Raw genomic sequence first — 17,153 nt, 5'->3', positions numbered from 1 at the left:
ATGGACATCCGCCCGATTCACACCGATACCGACTACAAGGCTGCCCTGCGCGAGCTATCGGCATATTTTGATGACGAACCGGAACCGGGCACACCGGATGGAGATCGGTTCGAGGTGCTGTTGACGTTGGTCGAAGCCTACGAAGCCAGACACTTCCCCATCGACCTTCCCGATCCGGTGGAAGCCATCAAGTTCCGCATGGAGCAGGCCGGGCTGACAGCGAAGGATCTGGTTCCAGCCATTGGTCGCTTGAACCGGGTCTATGAAATCCTCGCCCGCAAGCGTCCTTTGACGCTCAACATGATCTGGCGGCTGCACGACAGATTCGGCATTCCTGCCGAGAGCCTGATTCGTCCGTCCAAGCCATCTGCTGCCGCCTGACCGGCGGGGACCGCCAGGATGCTGCCGGTTCGCATCCTGACGATCGGATGGCAGCGGCAGCGAGGGCGCGCAGCCGACGCTCTTCCGCGCATCGCTGACACCGCTCCGACAGAAGGAGAGCGGTGACATCCGGCCGGCCGCTGTCCAGCCAGCGACCGCCGACGAGAGCCTTTTCCTGCGGCCACTTGGCACGGCACTGGCGGCTGCAGCCACGGCTGCACCGCGTGAGGCGGCGGCCTTCCGGCAAACCGCTTCGACGAGCGGGGGCTCGCTGTCCATCGCCGCCGCAAAGTCTGCCTTCGCTTGCTGCAGCCGTCACTGGCGGCACCGGCTCCAAACGGTTCAACCGGGAATCGTCGGGCCGACCTTTACCGCCAGCCGCATACGCCCCATAATCGGTGGCGTCTGCCGCAGCCATCCAACAGCAATCACTGAAGGAACATGACATGAAGACAGCAGGAACTGCCCTCGTCGTCGCCACCGCCTTGGCTGCCCTTGGCTTGCAGCCGGCTTGTGCGGCAGCCCCCGACTGGGGCCAGGTTCCGAAGCGCGACATCCAGGTATTCCATCCGGGCACGGTATCGCACCAATGGATCATGAAGAAATCCAGCCATAGCGGGCGCACCGGCCTGACCAAGGGGGAAAGCTGCGTTGCCTGCCACGAAACCAGGAATGGTCTCGATCTCGACCTCAAGCGCCTGGCCAGCGCGGAGCTCGAACCATTGGGCGCACCGAAGACCATGATCTTTCCGGTTGCCGTCCAGGCCGCGTTCGACAACGAGAACCTCTACCTGCGCCTGACTTTCAAGGCGCCGGCCGATGAAGCGGTCGATGCGCCGCGCGAGGAAGCCCCGCCAAGGCACGAGGTCAAGGTGGCAATCATGTTCGCCAGCCCGCAGATCGAACACGCCATGCAGCACGGCTGCTGGCTGGCTTGCCATGCGGACGTGCGCTCGATGCCGGGTGCCGACCCGAAGAAGAAGAAATACGTCGAGCACGGCGACCTTCCGGGCGGCGTTTTCTACGACTACATCCAGTGGAAAAGCGGTGAGGCGGGCCAGGGCGCGACGCAGGTCGACGGCCATGTCGCGGGCGAACGCGTCAACAAGGGAGGCAAGGCACTGACCAAGGCCGAAGGCGAACTCCGGGACGGCATCTACACCGTTACTTTCACACGCCGTCTGAGCGGTGGCGAGGGCGATCTGACGCTCACTCCCGGGCAGACGATCCCCTTCGGCATCGCCGTTCACACCGACCGGACGGTATGGCGTTTCCATCATGTTTCGCTGGGCTACACGCTTGGGCTGCGGGCGCCCGGCGACATCAAGGCGATCAAGCAATAGCCCGTGCAAGGCACGCGAGGAGGCGGCCTTCCGGCAAACCGCTTCGACAAGCGGGGGGGGCTCGCTGTCGATGGCCGCCGAAAGGCCTGCCTTCGCTTGCTGCAGCCGCCAGTGACGACACGGTCTGCCGACGGTTCCGGCGGGAACGGTCGGGTCGGGCCGGGCCACATCCGCAGCCTAGGCTGGCGGCCCGATCCCGCACGGGGCCGAGACACCGACTGTAGGCGGCGAACAGCTTGAGTGACTCCAAAGCACGATCCGTGCCCAATGAAAAACAACCATTAAAGCAGGATCGCTGGTTTTCGATCGGCAGTACCGTGTAAAAAAGGCCGACAGCCGGCTGGCGACGGCCAGCCTCGCCGCCCGGGTCGCCCAGCCGGCGCATTCCCCATGCTACTCGCTGACGACCACCGTCAGCGGATCCATCTCCCGATACAGCAGCCCCAGCGGCGGCTTGCTGGAAACGGTGATGATCCGCGTTCCCGGGGGGTAGATCAGGTGATAGGTGAGGAACATGTGCGCCTCGTCGCAGCCGAGCAGCAGCGCACGCAGGGCCGCGTAGCCGTCGGTCGCCAGCACCTCGACCTCGTCGTAAGGGCGCCGGTTGAGACGGATCGAACGCGGATGGAACTCGACCTCGGGATGCCTTTCCGCCAGCAGCTGGCGCATCAGCCAGTGCCGCACCTCGGGCAGGACGATGACGCCGACGCTGTCGGCACCCACCACCCACTCGACGGCGCGGGCCTCGCCGAAAGGATCGGGAACGTGGTCGCCGAAGGCCTGGCACCAGCGCGGGAAAAAGGCCGAGTAGCGGCGCAGGAGCTTCTTCATGGTGCGTCGCAGGCTAGCGCCCGCCGACGGCGCGGTCGATCAGGCTGCCGACGACGTCGGTATCCGAGACATAGCCCTCGAGCTCGTTGTTGTCGATCACCAGCACGCTCTTGACCGAATACTGGATCATCAGGCGCGCCAGGTAACGCACCTCGAGGTGCTGCGACACCTGCAGCGCCGGTTTCTGCGCGATGTCGTAGACGTTGAGCAGGTCGATGTCGCCGTCGTCGGCGATCACCGCCCGCGCCACGTCGCGATACGAGATCAGCCCGTAGGCATCGCCCGGGTGGCGCTTCTCGACGACCAGCGACTTGACGCCGCGGTCCTTCATCATCATCAACGCCTCGCGGACGGTCGCCAGCGGGCTGATGGTGACGACTTTCTTCTTCATGATTCCGGCAACCAACATGGCAAGGACTCCTTCGGTCAATGAGCGGATGGGCAGTGAAGCGGGAAGACGGGCGCCGGGCGGCTCACAGTTCCTCCTCGACTTCGCGCCGGAAGGCCTGCATCTGCGCCAGGCCGATGCCGACGACGCTGCCCAGCGGCAGCGAGAAGGCCAGCCCACCGCCGGGCAGGTCCATCTTCATCTGCATCTTGACCGCCCGCAGGATGCGCATCGCGAGCTGCTTCTCGACGACGCACAGCAGCAGCGACTCCTTGCGCTCGAGGCCGAGGCCGAGGAAGGTCTTGCGCTCGTTGTGCCGCAGCCCCTTGCCCTTGAGAATGGTGATGCCGGTCGCTCCGGCTTCCTTGAGGATGTCGACCGCGCGGTTCTCGTCCTCCTCCGGAACGATCAATACGACGGCGGAAAACTTCATCGGCTTTACTCCTTGGCGGGTTTCCTGGCGCGCAGCAACCAGGTGGCAAGCATGCCATAAGACATGACGATGATCATCGGCAGCAGCGAGGCGAAGGCGATCAGGCCGAAGCCGTCGATCATCGGGTCGCGGCCGGGTGTGCGCGTGGCCAGCCCGACGCCGAGCGCGGTGACCAACGGCACGGTCACCGTCGAGGTCGTCACGCCGCCGCAGTCATAGGCGATCGGGACGATGAAGCGCGGCGCAAAGCGGGTCATCAGCAACACCAACAGGTAGCCGGGAATCAGCCAGTAGGCGATGTTCGTGCCAGCGACGATGCGCGCACAGCCGATGACGATGCCGATGCCGACACCGATCGACACCAGCGTGCGCAACCAGAAGCCCTTCAACTGCCCGAGGCTGACCTCGTCGGCCTTGATCGACAGCGCGATCAAGGCGGGTTCGGCCATCGTCGTCGCAAAACCGATCAGGAAGCCGTAGAGGTAGAGCACCCACATCGCCACCCCGTCGCGCATCAGGCCGTTGGTCATTTCGTCGCCGAGCGGGAAGAGCCCGACCTGCAGACCCTCGTCGAACATGAACAGGCCGATCGCCACCAGCACCATTCCCACCGCCAGACCCCGCGGGTCGGCAAGCGGCCGGCGCAGGATGACGAAACTCGAGAACAGTACGACGGCGATGATCGGCAGCAGGTTCCTGACCATGATCAGGAAGTCGAGCAGCAACTCGAGCGCGGCGTACTTGTGCTGGTCGTCGCTCGGAATCAGCAGCACCGCGGTGCCCGCCTCGGCGGGGACGAAGAAGACGATGCCGTAGAGCTGGATGATGATCATCGGCGCCAGGGCGCCGAAGGCGATCAGCCCGAAGCCGTCGAGCATCGGGTTGCGACCGCGGATGCTGGTCGCCAGGCCGACGCCGAGAGCGGTCAGCAGCGGCGCGGTGACGGTCGAGGCGACGACCCCGCCGGAATCGAACGCCAGACCGACCAGTTGCGGCGGCGAGAAGATCGTCAGCACGATGACGATCAGATAACCGGGAATCAGGTAGTTGCCGATCGAGTGGCCGAGGACGATGCGCCAGACGCCGACGACGACCGCCAGGCCGACGCCGAGCGCCGCCACCATGCGCAGCGTCAGCGCGCCCATGCTGCCGCCCGACACCGCCTCCGCCTTGTAGGCAACCGCCATCAGCGCCGGCTCGGCGGCCACCGACGCGAAGCTGACGCAGAAGGCGAAGAACATCAGCCAGAGAAAGGAGCCGCGCCGCGCGAAATCGAAAGCCATCGTCTCGCCGGCGGGAAAGATCGCCGCGTCCAGCCCCTTGACGAACAGCGCCAGCCCGAGCAGGACGACGGCAAAACCACCGATCAGCGCCGCCGGGCTGTCGGGCATGCTCTGGATGAAGAAGACCTGGAAGATGACGACGACGATCAGCGTCGGCGCGAGATCGCGCGCCGCTTCGTGCAGCAGCTCGCGGATGACGCGGATGAGCGAACCGAGACGCACCCTAGGCCTCCACCGCCGTCAGCGAGCGGCGGCGGGCCTGGAAAACGGCGAAGCGGCGACGGTGAAAATATGCTGCAGGAAACGGGTCGGGATCAGTCGTCTTCGCCATGGGCCGGAATCATGCCCGAGATCGTCGGCGGAGACAAGACTTGCAGGTCAAATCCCCATGGCATGGCCGCGCGCCGCCGTCCTGGTTCGCGGAAGGCCACTGCAGAATGTCGGCAGCGGCGATCGTGATTGACGGCTGCGGCCACGAAAGGCCATACTCATGTCCGCATCATCGACCGGCCCAGGGCGCCGGGGCCTGCGGCAAAGAGCGCCATGCGGAGGGTCGGCGCGACGTGCCGCCGACGGCCGCGCGCCCGGATCCGGTCGCCAAGCCGCCGATCCCGCGCCCCACACTTGGATCGGTTTTTCGCCGCCGGCAGGGCCCGCAGATGATCGACCGCTTCGCACCCGTAATCTACATTCTCGGTATCCTGATCGTCGGCTTCGGCGGGCTGATGCTGGTACCGCTCAGCCTCTCCTGGCTGAGCGACGACGGCGCGCACAGCGCCTACGACGAAGCCGTCCTGATCACCGTCGCCGTCGGCGCCGCGCTGACCTTCTCGGTGCGCCACCGGCGGCGCGAGATGCGCGTGCGCGAGAGCTTCCTGCTGGTGGCGCTGATCTGGTCGCTGCTGCCGGCCTTCGGCGCGCTGCCGCTCTACCTGCACATCGACGGGCTGTCGTGGACCGACGCCTATTTCGAAGCCGTCTCGGGACTGACGGCGACCGGGGCGACGGTTCTTTCGGGGCTCGACCACCTGCCGCTGTCGATCAATTTCTGGCGCACCTTCATGCACTGGATCGGCGGCCTCGGCGTCGTCGTCCTCGCCGTGGCGATCCTGCCGCTGCTCGGCTTCGGCGGCCGCAGCATGCTCAAGGCGGAAACGCCCGGCCCGATGAAGGATTCGAAGATCACGCCGCGGTTGACCGAAACCGCCAAGGGGCTGTGGGTGGTGTATGTGATCCTGACGGTCGCCTGCGGACTCTGCCTCCACCATGCCGGGATGACGCCGTGGGACGCGCTGCTGCACGCCTTCTCGATCATGGGCCTCGGCGGCTTCTCGACCAAGGATGCCAGCCTCGGCCACTTCGACAGCCTCGAGATCGAACTCGTCGTCCTCTTCTTCGCGCTGCTCGCCGGCATCAATTACAGCACCCACTTCCTCGCCCTGGCGAAGCGTTCGTTGCGCCCCTACCGCCTTGACGTCGAAGCACACTATTTCCTCGGCTTTCTCGCCCTGAGCAGCCTGGCGCTGACCGTCTATCTGCTGCCGGATGGCATCTACGACGATTTTCTGACCACTTTCCGTTATGTCGCCTTCCACTCGGTATCGCTCGCCACCTCGCTCGGCTTTGCCACCACCGATTATGCCCAATGGCCGCTGTTCGCGCAGTTGTGGATCCTCTTCCTCGGCAGCTTCGTCGCCTGCTCGGGATCGGCCGGCGGCGGCATCAAGATGATCCGGGCGGTGATCCTCTACAAGCAGGTGTTCCGCGAACTGATGCGGGCGATGCACCCGCGCGGCCTGCAGAGCGTGCGCTTCGGGACCAGCGTCGTCCCCGACCACGTGCTGCACGCGATCCTCGGCTTCCTCTTCATCTACGTCGTGTCGATCGTCTCGCTGACGCTGCTGCTGGTCGCCACACGGCTCGACGTGATCACCGCCTTTTCGGCCGTCGTCGCCTGCATCAACAACACCGGCCCCGGTCTCAACCTCGTCGGCCCGGCGACCACCTACGCCGTGCTCACCGACTTCCAGACCTGGGTATGCACCTGGGCCATGCTGCTCGGCCGCCTCGAGATCTTCACGCTGCTGGTCCTGCTGATGCCGGCTTTCTGGCGGCGCTAGCTCCACCGGGAAGCCGGCGCCGGCGGAACATGGTCCCGCGACGGCGCCGGCGCCTTCTACCAGCGGATCTGGACTTCCTGGATGACCTGCGGTGTCGCGCGCTGAATCGTGAACTTGATTCCTGCGACCTCGATCGTCGTTCCCGGCTTGGGAATCTCGCGCGCAAACTCGAGCAGGAAGCCGGACAGCGTATCGTAGCTGCCCTCGCCCGGCAGTTTCAGGCCGAGCTTCTCGAGCAGCAGCGTCGGGTTGGCACGCGCACTGACGAGGTAGTCGTGATGGCCGATCTTGCGGAACCATTCGGCCGGCTTCTCCTGGCGGTCGTACTCGTCCTCGATGTCCTCGACCACTTCCTCGATGATGTCCTCGATCGTGACGATGCCCTCGGCGCCGCCGAATTCGTCCATCACCACCGCCATCGCGTCGCCATCCTTGCGCAGCTCGACGAGCATCGACTCGGCGCTCTTGCTCGTCGGCACATAGCGCGTCGGTCCGATGAATCCCTCGATCGGCGTCGCCGGGTCGACACCGAGCAGGTCCATCGTATTGAGCACGCCGATGACGCGGTCGATCCGCCCGTCGTAGACCGGCAGGCGGACGTGCGAACACTGCACCGCCAGACGCACCGCCTCACCGACGGTGCAGCGCCGGTCGACGGCGTTGACGTCGATCAGCGGCACCATCACCTTGTAGACCGTGGTCTCCGAGAAGTTGAACATGCGGCGGATCATCGTCTTCTCGATCTGCTGGATGTCGCCGCCCTCCTGCGGCGGCATCTGCACCATGCTCTGGATCTGTTCGCGCAGCGTGAACGGGTTGTGCTCGGCGCCCGCGCCGGCGAGGCGCGAGAGGAACTTCGACAGGGTGACGAAGAAGATCAGGATCGGCGCAAAGACGATCGAGAAGAAGCGCAGGATGTAGATGACGTAGGGCGTGATCACGTCGGCGCGCTGCTGGAAGACGCTCTTCGGCACGATCTCGCCGAACACCCAGATCAGCGGCGCGACGAGGACGACCGCGAGCCAGCTGCCGGCCTCGCCGAAGAGCTGGATCATCAGCGCGGTGGCGATCGTCGAGTTGGCGACGACGGCGATGTTGGTCCCGACGAGCGTCGTCGACAGCAGCCACTCGGGCCGCTTCTCGAGCATTTCGAGCGCCATCCGCGCGCCGCGCGATCCCTTGGCCGCGTCGTGGCGCAGCTTCATGCGGTCGGCGCTGACAACGCCCAGCTCGGAGCCGGAAAAGAAGGCCTCGGCCAGCAGGCAGACGACCATCAGCAGGGCCGTGAGCAGAATGTCAGGCATTCAGGCACCCTCCCTCTTGTTGTCCGATTTGGCCTCGTTCGACGCTGCGGCCGCATCCACCGCGGCGGCCGCCGGCGACGTTTCGTTGCCGGCAGCGGCGTCAGCGCCGTCAGCCGCCGCCGGCGCGCTCGGTGCCGGCAGGCGTTCGACGAGAACGCGCGTGATGCGGTTGTGTTCCAGGTCTTCGACCGTGAACCTGAGACCACAGAGTTCGATCGTCGCGCCGCTCGCCGGCAGCTCGCCGAAGGCCTGCAGCAGCGCCCCGGCGACGGTTTCGACTTCCTCGCTCTCGATCCGCACGCCGAACTCCTGGCTGAAGTCGTCGAGCGGCATGCTGGTGTCGATCAGGCGGCGGCCGTCCGCCAGGTCGCTCATCAGGTGCCGTGGCACGACGTCGCTGTCGGAGGGACTGGCGATCTCGCCGAAGACGCATTCGAGCAGGTCCTCCATCGTCACCAGGCCGGTGACGCCGCCGTACTCGTCGACGATCAGCGCGAACGACAGCTTGCGCTGGCGGAAGGTGTGGAACAGCTCGACGGCCGGTTTCGATTCCGGGAAGAAGTTCGGCTGCCGCAGCAGCTTGCGGATTCCCTGCGGGTCGCGCTCTAGCCTGGCGAGATCGACCCCGAGCAGGTCGCGCGTATAGAGGATGCCGAGGATCGTGTCACGATGCCCCTTGAAGACCGGATAGCGCGACTGCCGCGTCGCCCGGATCTGCGCCAGCAGCTCGCTCACCGGCAGGTCGGCCGAAAGGAACTGGATGTCCGAGCGCGGTCGCATGATGTCGCTCAGCGACTTGTTGCCGAAGTCGAAAATCTTCTCGATGTACTGGGCTTCCTGGCTGTCGAGCGCGCCCTCGCCGACGGCATCATGCACCAGCGTGCGGATCATGTCCTCGGTGACCAGATTGCCCTCCGAGCGCTGCTTGCCGACGATCAGCGTGATGAAGAAATCGGCGATGTGCCGGATGACCTCGCGCAGCGGCGTGATCAGCCGGGCAAAGAGGGCAATCGGACGACACTCCGCGCTGGCAAAGGCAACGTTGTTGCGGATCGCCAGGACCTTCGGCGTGATCTCGCCGAAGAGCAGCAGGATCGGCACCATCACCAGCAGGTTGATCATCTCGTTCTCGGCGCCGAAGAGGTGGATGATCATCGCTGCCGAGATCACCGATGCCGAAACATTGACGAATTCGTTGCCGATCAGGATGGTGACGATCAGCCGCCGCGGTTCGCTGCGCAGACGTTCAATGAGTTCGATGCGCGGATTCTTCGCCGCGCGCATCTGGTCGAGCTGGAACTGGCTGAGCGAGAACAGCGACGTTTCAGTGCTCGAGAAGAAGCCCGAGAAACCGAGCAGGACGACAAAGACAATCAGTTCGATCCATAGGGCAGGATCCATGGTTCACACCTTCCTCCAGTAAGAGACCACAATGAGACATCATCCGCCTTTCGGCGGCCAAGGGATTGCGCAACAGGCCGGCGGCAGCCGCACTGACACCGGTACCGGCCAACCGGGCAGTCGATCGCCAGCCGACATCCGTCGGCGACGGTCACAACAGAATGCAGGATGGGAACTGTCTTTGGCACCGGCGGATGCTCGCGCAACGACCGGTCTTCGTGCCACGAAACGAATGTCCGCCGGCAGGCGGGGGAGGAGAGACACGTCGCCGGCAGCATCGCTGCGGCGAGAGGGCAGACGTAAAATGGGGAATCAACCCGCGAACGACATGGGGGCAGATTGTGCGGCAGCTTGATGCCAGAGTCAAGGACGATGCGACTGCCTGGCCATCGTTGACAGCAAGGGCAATTCGCCGCCAAGTCTGGGGGCAGCCCGTCGCAAGTGGTTTCTGGAGCGTCGCCTCGACAACTCCCGCGCCTGGGACGTGCGCCCGTCGTCGACAGCTCTCATGACGAACGACTGGCCGCAGCCGGCGCCCAGGCAGCGAGGCTTCGTCGCCCGCTTACGCAACGGCGAGCGCTTGTTGTCCGGAGGCAGGTTCTCGTGTAAATAGGCGATTCGTCCCCCCATTCCACCCAGCCAGGACTCCGCCTGCTGCAAACGGTCGCCGATGCTCGAAGCCTTCGTCCTCTTCATCCTGCTGGTTTTCTCGGCCTTCTTCTCCGGCTCCGAAACGGCGATCACGTCGCTCTCGCGAGCACGTGTCGAGGCGCTGCTGGCCGAGCGGCGCTTCGGCGCGAAGGCGCTGCACCGGATGAAGGGCAATCTCAACCGCACGCTGGTGATCATCCTGATCGGCAACAACCTGGTGAACACCGCCGCCGCAACCCTCGCCACCGTCGTCGCAACCGAGCATTTCGGGCATCTCGGCCCCGGTCTCGCGGTCGGCGTGATCACCCTGCTGCTGCTGATGTTCGGCGAGATCACGCCGAAGACCTTCGGATCGCGCTACGCGATCGCCGTCGCGCTGCTGGCGGCCGGCCCACTCGAACTGCTCGGCAGGCTGATGCTGCCACTGGTGTGGGCGCTCGAGGGCTTCATCAGCTGGATGCACAGCCTGACCAGCCCGCCGAAGGATCCGACGGTGACCGAAAGCGAACTGATCGCGATGGCCGAGCACGGCACGCAGGAGGGATCGATCGAGGCCGGCGAGCACCAGATGATTCGCCGCATCTTCGACTTCAGCACGCTGCGTGCCGGCGACATCATGGTTCACCGCCACCAGATCTTCTCGCTCGACGGCCAACGGACGATCGGCGACGCGCTGGCCGAGATCGCCAGTCAGTCGCACTACCGGATTCCACTCTATGCTGGCAACCCCGAAGAGATCAGCCACGTCGTGACGCTGCCGGAGATCCTCAGGGAAGTCGCGCGGGGCAACCTGCACAGGACCCTCGCGGAAGCCGGCAGCGAGCCGATGTTCGTCCCGCCGAACCAGCCGGTCGACCGGCTGCTCGACGTGCTGCGGGCGAACAAGGACCAGTTGATCGTCGTCGTCAACGAGTTCGGCGGCCTGCTCGGCATCTTCACGCTCGAGGACATTCTCGAGGAACTCGTCGGCGAAATTTACGACGACCAGGAAGCGCCGCCGGACGAACAGGTCCTGCTGATGAAACCGGACGGCAGCGAACTGGTGGTGGACGGAACGACCGAGTTGCGCATCATGGAGGCGCATTTCGAACAGGATTTCGCCGGCAAACCGTACGACTCGGTGAATCTCTGGATCATCCGCAGTCTCGAACGGATCCCGGGCCCCGGGGAGAGCTTCCAGATCGAGGGTCTCGAGGTGAAGATCGAGCGCGCCTCGCGGCGCCGCATCCATGAGGTACGCATCAGGCGCCCCTCTGCCAGGGTAGCGGCGGCGGCTGACACCGCCGCCGACCGTCCGCCTGGCAGGATGGAAGGCGACGGCAATGCTTCGCAGCAGTAGCGCGATGGCACCCGCAGGCGGCACGCGAGCTCTGCCGCGCCCGCCGCCCCCCGCCGCCCCCCGCCTCACTCGCGCTGCAGGATCGCCGCGGGCAGCACCGTCCGGGCCATCCGCTTGGCAAAGTAGTAGATCCGCTTCTGCTTCTCGATGATGTCGATCTCCATCGTGTAGGCCGGGATGCGGTTCGGTTCCTCGGCGACGAGGCGGCGCGCCTCGTGCAGCGCCGCTGAATCGGCGATCTCGTTGATCTCCTCCTTCATCCCGGTGACCACCTGCGCCGCACGCTGGTTGCGTTGGGCAACCGCCTGCACGGCCGCCGTCACCGCCCGTGTGATCGCCTGCTGGAAGCCGTTGAGCACGTCCTGCGTCGCCTCGCTGATCTCGACCTTGTCCCTGATGCGATCGTATCCCAGCACCACCAGGTTGGTTTCGACGATGTCGCCGATGTTCTCGAGGTTGCTCACCGCTTCCATCAACTGCAGGAGTTCGCGCGTCTGCTCGTCGCTGAGTTGCTGCTTGCTGATGCGGCCGAGGTAGTCGATGATCCCCGCGTGCAGGATGTCGACGGTGTCGTCCATCTGCCGGATCTCCTCGAGCGCCGAGCGGTCGCCGCGGATGATCGCCGGCATGATCCGCTGCAGCATGGTATTGACCGTCTCGCCCATGTGCATCACCTCCATCCGCACCTGGTCGAGCGCCAGCGACGGCGTTCCCAACAGTTCCTCCTGCAGGAACCTGGTGCGCACGATGATCGCTTCCTCCTCGAGCGCCTTGTCGGGCACCAGCCATTCGACGAGGCGCGCGATCTGCGTCGTGAACCAGATGAAGATCAGCGTGTTGGCGACGTTGAAGAAGGTGTGTGCGTTGGCGATCTGGCGCGGCGTTTCGGCCGCCAGCCGGGCGGCTCCGGAGAGATCCGGGTACGACGGCGAGATGGCGGTGACCAGATTGGCGATGAAGCCGATGAAGGGCAACCAGATGAGCACGCCGCCGACGTTGAAGAAGAGGTGCACCAGCGCCGCACGGACTGCCTCGCGCGGCTTGCCGATGACCGCCAGCAGCGCCGTCGCGCAGGTGCCGATGTTGGCGCCGAAAGCCAGCGCGATGCCCGCCTGCAGGCTGATGAACCCCTGGCTGGCCATGACGATGACGATGCCGGTCGAGGCCGACGACGACTGGATCAGCGCGGTGAAGGCAGTGGCGATCAGGACGCCGACGAGCGGGTTGTCCATCGTCTTCATCAGGTCGAGGAAGGGCTGGAAGCTGCGCAGCGGTTCCATCGCCTCGCTCATCACGTGCATGCCGAAGAAGACCATGCCGAGGCCCATCAGCATCTCGCCGTAGTGCTTGGTCCTGTCGCTCTTGGCGATGAACAGCATCGCGAAACCGACGGCGATCATCCCCAGCGCGGCCTTGGTGATCTTGAAGGCGACGATCTGGGCGGTGATCGTCGTGCCGATGTTGGCTCCCATGATGACGCCGACCGACTGCGACAGCGACATCAGGCCGGCCGAAATGAAGCCGACGACGAGCACGGTGGTGACCGACGACGACTGGATCACCGCCGTCACCAGCGCGCCGGTGCCGACGCCCATGAAGCGATTGACCGTCAGCTTGGCGAGGATGCCCTTCATCCTTTCGCCGGCAACCGCCTTCAGCCCCTCCTCCATCTGCATCATGCCGAAGAGGAAGATCGCCAGGCCGCCGAGCAGTTCGACGGTCATCATCAACCAGTCGGGATCGCTGGCAGCGCCATCGGCGGCCAGCGCCGACCGCGCCAGCAGGCCGAGCGCCACGGCGAGCATGCCGACCGCGAGCTGCAGCACGAGCGGCTGCCGGCGGTGCAACTGTTCGAGATTCATGTTGTTGTCTCCTCGTGTGGGTAGAAATCAGCTCTTCGGCAGATCCTTGACGATGGTCACCGGCAGCCTGGCCAGGCTGACGACCTGCTCGGCCACCGAACCGAGCAGCAGGTGCCGCAGGCCAGTCGCTCCCTTGCTGCCCAGTACCAGCATGCCTGCCTTCTCCTTCTGCGCCACCTGCAGGATGCGCGTCACCGGGATTCCCTTGACCAGCAGCAGCTCAGCCTTCTGCAGCGCCTGCCGCTGCGGGTGCTTCTTCTTCGCTTCGGCGACGAAGGCGTCGAGCATCTCGCCGGCGATGTCCTCCATCCGCGTCAGCGTCTTCTTGCGCGCCATGCGCGCGTAGTAGCCGGGCATGTTCAGCGGATCGTGAACGACGTGCAGCACCAGCAGCCGCACGCCGAGGCCGTCGGCGAGATCGCCGGCGAGCAGCAGTGCGCTCTCCGAGTGCGGCGAGAAATCGACCGCCGCCAGGATCGGCCCCCGTGCTGCCGCTGTCATCCGGGCGTCGTCATGCTTGTCTTCAGCCATCTGCAGGTACTCCTCCGAAAAAGGAACAAGTCGCTCGACCGTCGGCCGACCTTCAGCGGCAGCAGCGTCCGCTCATCACGGCAACCACCGCCGGACACCCCGCGCGGCGGCACTGGTTTGCCCGTGAAGCGGCACTCAAACCGCCATTTTTTGCCAAAGCTGCCACGGCAGTCGATAAAAATACAACAGATTCCCTGCGCATAGAAGACTTGCTCGCCGCCTGACGGACTTCGACGATGCCGTCGCGGCAGCCGCGAGAGGCTTGCCAGCCGCCGTCACGGCGACCGCGGCGGGCCGGCAAAAGTGCTTGTTTCGATGTCGGAATGCGCCTATCCTTCTCGCCTGCGCGTCACCGCCGCGAAGGCGCGGCCGAATGCCTGCCGGTGACGCAGGACCGGGCCGGCGGCAAGCGCCCACGACATCGCGGCGACTCGCGGATCAAGAGGATTTCCTGAGGGGAAAGTGGATGGAGGGATGGAGCATGTCCGGCGCCCTGGGCAGCCTGGCGGCGGTCAACTGGGAACTGGTGATCCGCATCCTGGTGCAATGCTGCCTGTTCTCGATGTCGGCCTTCTTTTCCGGATCGGAAACCGCCCTCTTCTCGCTCAGCCGGATTGATCTGCAGAAACTGCGGAATTCACGCAACCCTCATTCGGAGAGCATCCACGCGATGCTCGACGAGCCGCGACGGCTGATCGTCTCGCTGCTCTGCGGCAACGAACTCGTCAACATCGCCGCCGCAGCGAACATGACGATGATCCTCATCACCGCCTTCGGCGAGGACGATGCCGGCTGGATCAACGTCCTCGTGATGGTGCCGCTGCTGCTGCTCTTCGGTGAGGTGACGCCAAAGACGATCGCCGTCAACTTCCCGGTGAAGTTCGCCACCCTGCTGTCGGCGCGCTTCCTGCCGAAATGGATCTTCATCGTCACGCCGCTGCGCAACGTCGTGCGGCTGGTCGCCGACCGCGTCACCACTTTCGTCGTCGGCGAGCACGTCGGTCGCGAGAACATCCTGAAGCCGGACGAACTGCGCACGCTGATGGCCGACAGCGAGGAAACCGGCGTCATCCAGGCCGCCGAGCGGGTGCTGATCGACAAGGTCCTCGAAGCGGCGGAAACCGACGTCGCACGCATCATGACCCCGGGGCCACGCATCCGCTTTCTCGACGGCGACCTGCCGGTCGACGAACTGATCGAGCGCTTCCGCAGCTATCGCCATCCGCGGGTTCCGGTGTATCGCGGGCATTGGGACAACGTCATCGGCTTCCTGCAGGCCGAGGATTTGCTGCGCCGCGTCCGCGGTGGTGGCGGCAGGATCGAGCTCAAGGAGATCCTGCGGCCGGCGCATTTCGTGCCGCCGACGAAGAAGGTCGACGAGATGCTGGAGTACTTCCAGCGCTTCAACACGCGCGCCGCGGTGGTCATCGGCGAGTACGGCGAGGTGCTCGGCATCGTCACGATGAAGGACGTGCTGAGTTTCATCTTCGGCGAGATCTCGGGCAAGCTGCGCGGCCAGGAGCACTTCCAGGAGGAGGACAACGACAGCTATACGGTGCCGGGCTACATGCGGCTGGCGGACCTGCGCACGCTGACCAATTTCGACATCGACGACCCACTGATGAACACCATCGGCGGTGTCACGCTGGTCCTCTTCGGGCGCCTGCCACGGGTCGGCGAGAAGGTCTTCTACGCCGACTACGAGATCACCGTGCGCGAGGTCGTCGGCATGCGCATCACCAAGGTACGCGTGACGCGCGGTCGTACCCCCGACGAACCGGAGGAGACCAGCGAGGAACCGGAAGAGATGGAGAGCATCGCGGCGCCGTTGCCCGGCATCTCGGCCGAGGATCAGCAGCAGCAGGCACAGGAGGAGTACGAGGAAGCCGACCTGCTGCATGAGTCGTCGCCTGAGGAGCAGGAAAAGTTGCCCGCGGACGAAGCCACCGCCGAAGCGACGGCGGTCGGCGCGGCGTCGGACAGGGCGGCTGCGGCCGCAGGCTAGATACGGAGACGAACGATGGACCTGATTCTGCAGTTGCTGGTGATCCTGATCTTTCTGCTGCTCAAGGGATTCTTCTCCGGTTCCGAACTGGCGATGGTCAATTCGGACAAGATCCACCTGCGCCACGAGGCGCGGATGGGCAACCAGGGAGCCAAGCTGGTTCTCACCCTGTTCCGCACTCCCGACGTGATGCTTGGCACGACGCTGGTCGGCACCAACATCGCGACGGTGACGATCACCACCCTCGGCACGCTGATCTTCGTCCGTCTCTTCGGCGACGCCGGCGATATCCTATCGGTCCTGGTGTTCACCCCATTCCTGCTGATCTTCGGCGAGATCGTTCCGAAGAGCATCTTCCAGCAGAAGGCCGACACGATCGTCACCCGCATCATCTATGGGCTGCGCTTCTTCTCCTACGTCTTCTACCCGGTGATCTTCGTCTTCAGCCGCGTCGCCCGTTTCGCCGCGCGGCTCTTCGGCGGCGCCGGTTCGGCGTCGAGCGGCTTCATCAGCAAGGACGAACTGCGCGTCCTGATCGACCTGTCCGAAACCGCTTCCGACAGCGCGGCGACCAGCAAGCAGCGCATCCGGCGCATCTTCCGCTTCGCCGACACCACCGTCGGCGAGGTGATGACGCCGCTGGCCGAGGTCATCGGCTTCAACGAGACACGCGAGATGGCGGAAGCGGTGCGCCGCGTCTGGTCTTCCGGCTTCAACCGCCTGCCGGTGTTTCGCGGCAACATCACCAACGTCACCGGCGTCATGACGCTGAGCACCTGGGATCTGCTGCTGCCGGACATCGAGCAACGGCCGGTGAGCGACTTCGTCAAGCCGGCGCTCTATCTTTCGCCGCGGCAGAGCCTCGACCAGGTCCTGCCGCTGCTGCGCTCGCGCGCTGACCACATGGCGGTGGTCGTCGATGAGTTCGGCTCGGCGATCGGCATCCTGACGATGGAAGACATCTTCGAGGAGGTCGTCGGCCCGGTCGATTCGGGCTTCGACTTCGACGGCATGAAGACCCGTCGCATCAGCATCGAGGCGATCAACGACGATACGCACCTGATCAGCGGCCGGGCGCCGATTTCCGAACTCAACGATTCGCTCAAGCTCGGCCTGCCGGTGGGCGAGGCGCATACCATCGCCGGCTTCCTGATCAACCGCCTGCGGCGCATTCCGCAGGTGGGCGACACGGTGGTGGAACAGACCTACCGCTATACGGTGATCGAAGCCGATGCGCGCACCGCAACCAGGGTGCGCGCGGAGCGCATCTGAAGCGGATGG

Annotated in this window: 14 protein-coding genes; 6 read left to right on the top strand and 8 right to left on the bottom strand. The window is 65.1% G+C overall.

The features are described 5' to 3' along the window. Together HT579_09800 and HT579_09795 are read left to right on the top strand one after the other, a co-directional pair. On the top strand, window positions 1-381 hold the full coding sequence (locus HT579_09800) for a transcriptional regulator (protein QKS29176.1): 381 nt from the start codon (window positions 1-3) through the stop codon (window positions 379-381). Between the two features lie 446 nt (window positions 382-827). Continuing rightward, the gene (locus HT579_09795) at window positions 828-1,724 is read left to right on the top strand and encodes a hypothetical protein (GenBank protein ID QKS29175.1); all 897 of its coding nucleotides are present in this window, start codon (window positions 828-830) and stop codon (window positions 1,722-1,724) included. A 393-nt stretch (window positions 1,725-2,117) separates the two neighbouring features. Here the strand turns inward: HT579_09795 and HT579_09790 are convergent, their stop codons facing one another. The 4 genes from HT579_09790 to HT579_09775 all read right to left on the bottom strand — a co-directional run bounded on the left by HT579_09790 (window position 2,118) and on the right by HT579_09775 (window position 4,881). Beyond that, on the bottom strand, window positions 2,118-2,555 hold the full coding sequence (locus HT579_09790) for a hypothetical protein (GenBank protein QKS29174.1): 438 nt from the start codon (window positions 2,553-2,555) through the stop codon (window positions 2,118-2,120). Window positions 2,556-2,568: 13 nt separating this feature from the next. Further along, a complete protein-coding gene (locus HT579_09785; protein QKS29173.1) occupies window positions 2,569-2,964 on the bottom strand; it encodes a CBS domain-containing protein in 396 nt (131 codons plus the stop codon). Window positions 2,965-3,028: 64 nt separating this feature from the next. Then, on the bottom strand, window positions 3,029-3,376 hold the full coding sequence (locus HT579_09780) for a transcriptional regulator (protein QKS29172.1): 348 nt from the start codon (window positions 3,374-3,376) through the stop codon (window positions 3,029-3,031). 5 nt (window positions 3,377-3,381) lie between these two features. Continuing rightward, a complete protein-coding gene (locus HT579_09775; GenBank protein QKS29171.1) occupies window positions 3,382-4,881 on the bottom strand; it encodes a DUF1538 domain-containing protein in 1,500 nt (499 codons plus the stop codon). Between the two features lie 437 nt (window positions 4,882-5,318). Here HT579_09775 and HT579_09770 point away from each other — a divergent pair, with 437 nt between their 5' ends. Continuing rightward, window positions 5,319-6,779 carry a TrkH family potassium uptake protein gene (locus HT579_09770; protein ID QKS29170.1) on the top strand — a complete coding sequence of 487 codons (1,461 nt, stop codon included), beginning with the start codon at window positions 5,319-5,321 and terminating at the stop codon, window positions 6,777-6,779. 56 nt (window positions 6,780-6,835) lie between these two features. Here the strand turns inward: HT579_09770 and HT579_09765 are convergent, their stop codons facing one another. Further along, window positions 6,836-8,083, bottom strand: coding sequence for an HlyC/CorC family transporter (locus tag HT579_09765; protein QKS29169.1), 1,248 nt, complete (start codon window positions 8,081-8,083; stop codon window positions 6,836-6,838). Next, window positions 8,084-9,484, bottom strand: coding sequence for an HlyC/CorC family transporter (locus HT579_09760; protein ID QKS29168.1), 1,401 nt, complete (start codon window positions 9,482-9,484; stop codon window positions 8,084-8,086). A 670-nt stretch (window positions 9,485-10,154) separates the two neighbouring features. Between HT579_09760 and HT579_09755 the strand changes: the two genes are divergently transcribed. Next, window positions 10,155-11,474 carry an HlyC/CorC family transporter gene (locus HT579_09755; protein ID QKS29167.1) on the top strand — a complete coding sequence of 440 codons (1,320 nt, stop codon included), beginning with the start codon at window positions 10,155-10,157 and terminating at the stop codon, window positions 11,472-11,474. 65 nt (window positions 11,475-11,539) lie between these two features. Here HT579_09755 and HT579_09750 read toward each other — a convergent pair whose 3' ends face one another. Together HT579_09750 and HT579_09745 are read right to left on the bottom strand one after the other, a co-directional pair. After that, the gene (locus tag HT579_09750; GenBank protein ID QKS31593.1) at window positions 11,540-13,279 is read right to left on the bottom strand and encodes a Na/Pi cotransporter family protein; all 1,740 of its coding nucleotides are present in this window, start codon (window positions 13,277-13,279) and stop codon (window positions 11,540-11,542) included. An 84-nt stretch (window positions 13,280-13,363) separates the two neighbouring features. Beyond that, window positions 13,364-13,837 carry a universal stress protein gene (locus HT579_09745; GenBank protein ID QKS31592.1) on the bottom strand — a complete coding sequence of 158 codons (474 nt, stop codon included), beginning with the start codon at window positions 13,835-13,837 and terminating at the stop codon, window positions 13,364-13,366. Window positions 13,838-14,348: 511 nt separating this feature from the next. On the opposite strand from HT579_09745, the gene HT579_09740 reads away from it, so the two are divergent. Then, entirely contained in the window at window positions 14,349-15,872 is a 1,524-nt protein-coding gene (locus tag HT579_09740; protein QKS29166.1) for an HlyC/CorC family transporter, read from the top strand. Between the two features lie 15 nt (window positions 15,873-15,887). Further along, the gene (locus HT579_09735) at window positions 15,888-17,144 is read left to right on the top strand and encodes an HlyC/CorC family transporter (protein QKS29165.1); all 1,257 of its coding nucleotides are present in this window, start codon (window positions 15,888-15,890) and stop codon (window positions 17,142-17,144) included. Window positions 17,145-17,153 lie beyond the last annotated feature (9 nt).

The organism is Candidatus Accumulibacter similis, assembly GCA_013347225.1.
Taxonomy (GTDB): Bacteria; Pseudomonadota; Gammaproteobacteria; order Burkholderiales; family Rhodocyclaceae; genus Accumulibacter; species Accumulibacter similis.
This window is presented reverse-complemented; position numbering and strand designations above follow the sequence as displayed.

Coding starts and splice junctions, on each gene's coding strand:
- HT579_09800 (QKS29176.1), top strand. CDS start 1: ATGGACATCCGCCCGATTCACACCGATACCGACTACAAGGCTGCCCTG.
- HT579_09795 (QKS29175.1), top strand. CDS start 828: ATGAAGACAGCAGGAACTGCCCTCGTCGTCGCCACCGCCTTGGCTGCC.
- HT579_09790 (QKS29174.1), bottom strand. CDS start 2,555: ATGAAGAAGCTCCTGCGCCGCTACTCGGCCTTTTTCCCGCGCTGGTGC.
- HT579_09785 (QKS29173.1), bottom strand. CDS start 2,964: ATGTTGGTTGCCGGAATCATGAAGAAGAAAGTCGTCACCATCAGCCCG.
- HT579_09780 (QKS29172.1), bottom strand. CDS start 3,376: ATGAAGTTTTCCGCCGTCGTATTGATCGTTCCGGAGGAGGACGAGAAC.
- HT579_09770 (QKS29170.1), top strand. CDS start 5,319: ATGATCGACCGCTTCGCACCCGTAATCTACATTCTCGGTATCCTGATC.
- HT579_09765 (QKS29169.1), bottom strand. CDS start 8,083: ATGCCTGACATTCTGCTCACGGCCCTGCTGATGGTCGTCTGCCTGCTG.
- HT579_09760 (QKS29168.1), bottom strand. CDS start 9,484: ATGGATCCTGCCCTATGGATCGAACTGATTGTCTTTGTCGTCCTGCTC.
- HT579_09755 (QKS29167.1), top strand. CDS start 10,155: ATGCTCGAAGCCTTCGTCCTCTTCATCCTGCTGGTTTTCTCGGCCTTC.
- HT579_09750 (QKS31593.1), bottom strand. CDS start 13,279: ATGCTCGCCGTGGCGCTCGGCCTGCTGGCGCGGTCGGCGCTGGCCGCC.
- HT579_09745 (QKS31592.1), bottom strand. CDS start 13,837: ATGACAGCGGCAGCACGGGGGCCGATCCTGGCGGCGGTCGATTTCTCG.
- HT579_09740 (QKS29166.1), top strand. CDS start 14,349: ATGTCCGGCGCCCTGGGCAGCCTGGCGGCGGTCAACTGGGAACTGGTG.
- HT579_09735 (QKS29165.1), top strand. CDS start 15,888: ATGGACCTGATTCTGCAGTTGCTGGTGATCCTGATCTTTCTGCTGCTC.